This window comes from Sphaerotilus natans, assembly GCF_900156335.1.
GTDB classification, from domain to species: Bacteria; Pseudomonadota; Gammaproteobacteria; order Burkholderiales; family Burkholderiaceae_C; genus Sphaerotilus; species Sphaerotilus natans.
In genome coordinates this window covers 1-3,364 of record NZ_FTMZ01000047.1, presented here as the reverse complement: position 1 = coordinate 3,364, position 3,364 = coordinate 1, and the positions used below count along the sequence as shown (strand labels likewise).

The 3,364-nt window shown below is 67.4% G+C and carries 3 protein-coding genes; 1 reads left to right on the top strand and 2 read right to left on the bottom strand.

All coding sequences use genetic code 11. The annotated features are described in order from the left end of the window. Positions 1 to 282: 282 nt before the first annotated feature. On the top strand, positions 283 to 1,425 hold the full coding sequence (locus tag BW996_RS20830) for an SGNH/GDSL hydrolase family protein (protein WP_076459093.1): 1,143 nt from the start codon (positions 283 to 285) through the stop codon (positions 1,423 to 1,425). Between the two features lie 72 nt (positions 1,426 to 1,497). Here BW996_RS20830 and BW996_RS20825 read toward each other — a convergent pair whose 3' ends face one another. Then, positions 1,498 to 2,064: a YbhB/YbcL family Raf kinase inhibitor-like protein gene (locus BW996_RS20825; protein WP_037480031.1), complete on the bottom strand. Its 567-nt coding sequence runs from the start codon at positions 2,062 to 2,064 to the stop codon at positions 1,498 to 1,500. Between the two features lie 231 nt (positions 2,065 to 2,295). Then, on the bottom strand, positions 2,296 to 3,006 hold the full coding sequence (locus BW996_RS20820; RefSeq protein ID WP_162177962.1) for a ComEA family DNA-binding protein: 711 nt from the start codon (positions 3,004 to 3,006) through the stop codon (positions 2,296 to 2,298). Positions 3,007 to 3,364 lie beyond the last annotated feature (358 nt).

The following is a 3,364-nucleotide window of genomic DNA, read 5'->3' as shown; positions in this document are numbered from 1 at the left end:
CGACGCCAAGCTCGCCATCATGGAAGAGTGCGGCTTCAAGGTCACCCGCAACCCGTCGGAAATGGGCCGCATCCTGAAGTCGCTGCTGTAATCAGACCTCAGACGCGCTGCATGCCGCTTCGGCTGCATGCAATCCAGGAAAGCCGCCCCCGAGGGCGGCTTTTTTCATGGACTCGCGCCGAGGGTTTGTCTGGAAGCATCAGGCGGCAGTGACACGTAGAGTGCATGTCACTAAATAGCACGGGCGTTCTTTTTTATGCCTGGCAGAGCAGGAGACCTCCGATGATCCAGACCTCCCTTTCCCGATCTGGCCGCGCCGCCGTGGCACTGGCCGCCACCCTGATGCTGGCCGCCTGCGGCGGCGGCGATGATGGCAGCAGCAGCCCGCAGGTCGGCGCGCTGAAGGTCATGGGCGACAGCCTGGCCGATGTCGGCACCTTCGGACTGAAGTTCACCATCCAGGGCAACCCGATCTATCCGGAGCTGATCGCGCAGTCCTACGGCCTGGGCACCGGCTGCAATTTCTTCCGCTTCACCGGCACCACCTTCACCACCGACAGCACGCTCAACTGCACCAACTTCGCCGTCGGTGGCGGGGTGATCAATCCGGCCAGCAGCGCTCTGAGCGCGCAGGACCCGCGCGGTCTGGCGGTGCAGTTCACGGCCGCGAACGCGGCTGGCTCCTTCCATGCCGGCGACCTGCTGCTGATCGATGGCGGCGGCAACGATGCCGCCGCGCTGGTCTCGGCCTACCTCAAGGCCTCGACCGACGGCGGCGCCGCCTACACCGCGCTGCTGGGCAGCCTGCTGTCCTCGGCCCAGGTCTCGGCGGCAGCAGCCGGCGGCACGACCGGCCTGGCCGGCGCCGGCGCGACCTACATGAGCGCGCTGGCCGACCGGATGGCCACGCTGATCACCACCCAGGCGCTCGACCGCGGCCTGCAGCGGGTGGCGGTGCTGAACATGCCGGCAGTCACCCGCACGCCGCGCTTCCAGATGGTGCTGGCCTCGATCACCGCCAGCGCCGGCGCCACCGCCAGTGCGCAGAGCGCGGCGCTGTTCAACAGCTGGGTCAGCGCCTACAACAGCCGGCTGCTCGAGCGCCTGGGCAGCGACAGCCGGGTCGCGGTGGTCGACTTCCAGGCCACGCTCGACGCACAGGTCGCCTCGCCGGCCACCTACGGCCTGAGCAATGCCAGCACGCCCGCCTGCCCGGTCACCGGCACCGGCAGCGACGGCCTGCCGACCTACACCTTCGCGACCTGCACCGACGCCGCGCTGGCCGCCAGCCCGCCCACCGGCGTCACCGGCAGCGACTGGTACAAGCGCTACGCCTTCTCCGACGGCTTCCACCCCACGCCCTACGGCCACCAGCTGATGGCCGACATGATCCGCAAGGCGCTGGTGGCGAAGGGCTGGCTCTGAGGGGCCTGCACGCCGGATGCCTGCAGGCCACAAAAGTCATGTCACTTTGGCACAAGTGAGCGGAGAAGCGCGTCAGCGCCCGTAGGTCGCCGTGAACGAGGCCTTGCCGAGCAGCTTGTCGCCCAGGCCCTTGTTGAGCACGAAGCCGTGCAGCGCCGCCGAGCCGGTCTTCGGGATGCCGGCAGCGGCGTGCAGGTTGTCGACGCCAAGCGCAAACACGGTGAAGACATAGCGGTGCGGCTTGTCGCCGACCGGCGGGCACGGGCCGCCCCAGTTGCCGTTGCCGCCGGTGGCACCGGTGTCGTGGAAGTCGCTGTGGCCGCCGTTCGCGCCGGCCGGCAGCGTCGCCGCCGAGTTGCCCGCGCCCTGCGCCAGCGAGGTCACCGAGGCCGGAATGTTGTAGACGCCCCAGTGCCAGAAACCGCTGCCGGTCGGCGCGTCGGGGTCGTAGACCTGGATCGCGTAGGACTTGGTACCGGCCGGCGGATTTTTCCAGACCAGCGCCGGCGAGACGTTCTCGCCCTTGCAGCCGAAGCCGTTGAGCACGAACTTGCCGGCGATGACGCTGCCGGCCGGGATGTCGGGGCTGGAGAGCGTGAAGGCGCCGGCGGACGCACCGGGCGAAGACAGCGTCGGCATCGAGCCCGCACAGCCCGCCAGGGCCAGCACGAGCACGGACAGCGCGGACACGGCCGCTGGGCGGCGCAGGCGGTGGGACATCATCGTCATCAGGGGTTCCTCCTCGTCGGTACGGATGCAGTGGGCCGCCTGTCGATGGCGGTCACCGTTCATTCTTGACGAGCGATGCACGGCAGCACAATGTCGCGCACCCTGCCCTGAACGCCATCCGACGCCACAGCCCCCGGCGGCTTACAGGCGCACCAGCGTGCGGATCTTCTCCAGCAGCTTCGGGCCCATGCCCTTGACCGCCAGCAGGTCCGCCGTCGAGGCGAGCGGGCGCGCCGCGACGATGGCCTCGGCCAGCTTCTTCGACACGCCCTTGATCGCGGCGATCTCGGCACGGCTGGCCTCGTTGAGCGAGAGGCGCCGGTCGACCGGCGGCTCCGCCGCGGCGAAGTTGACCGTGATCACGTTGTCCGCCTGCGCCTGCACGGCGGCTGCGGCCTTGCGCTCGACCACATAGGGCTGCGCGAACTGCACATGGTCGCGCGTCACGAAGCCCTGGCCCTCCCACTCCCGCAGCATCAGCGTCAGGATCCAGGTGCCGGCGCCCGGCGCGGTGAACGGCAGGTCATACTGATTGTTGACCAGCAGGTGCTGGCCCTGCACGCGGCCAATCTGCACCCCCGCCAGCGCCACCCCATCGAAATCACCGCCGAAATAGGGCCGGTCCAGCGCCCACAATTCCAGCGACAGGCTGCCGCTGAGATTGTCGGCAGAGCGATGACTGGAAATCTCCGACGCGCTGAGAATCACGCGATCGCCATGGATCGAATATCCATTGGTACCCGACAGGGTGAGCGACGAACTATTTTGCGGAGCACTATTCAGCAGAGCGGTGGAAGGCATGTTCATGGTCGGTGTTGCGGCACCCGGGCCGCTGGACACGAGCGGCGCCACGTGGTGCGCCCTCTCGAAGGGGGTCGGATTGTGACACCAGTGTTCACCCGCCATGTGAAAGCAGCATGAATGGCACCCGGTCTGTTTGTCCCCGGACATCGCGGCGGTAGCCTCATCGGCATGTGCATGGCCCGAAAATGCACGGATAAGGTGCATACCAGGAAAAATGCACCAAATTGGTCGGCTCGCTGATTAACACCCTGTCGCAAAAAAACCCGACCGGCTCACACCGATCGGGCTTTTCTTCGCAGGCGTTGATGGCCTCCCCCCACGTCAGAATAGTTGCCGCGTCGATAGAACCCGAAGAGGGGGCGAAGACGAGGAGAAGACGTGGCTCGATACGGCAAGGAATACAAGG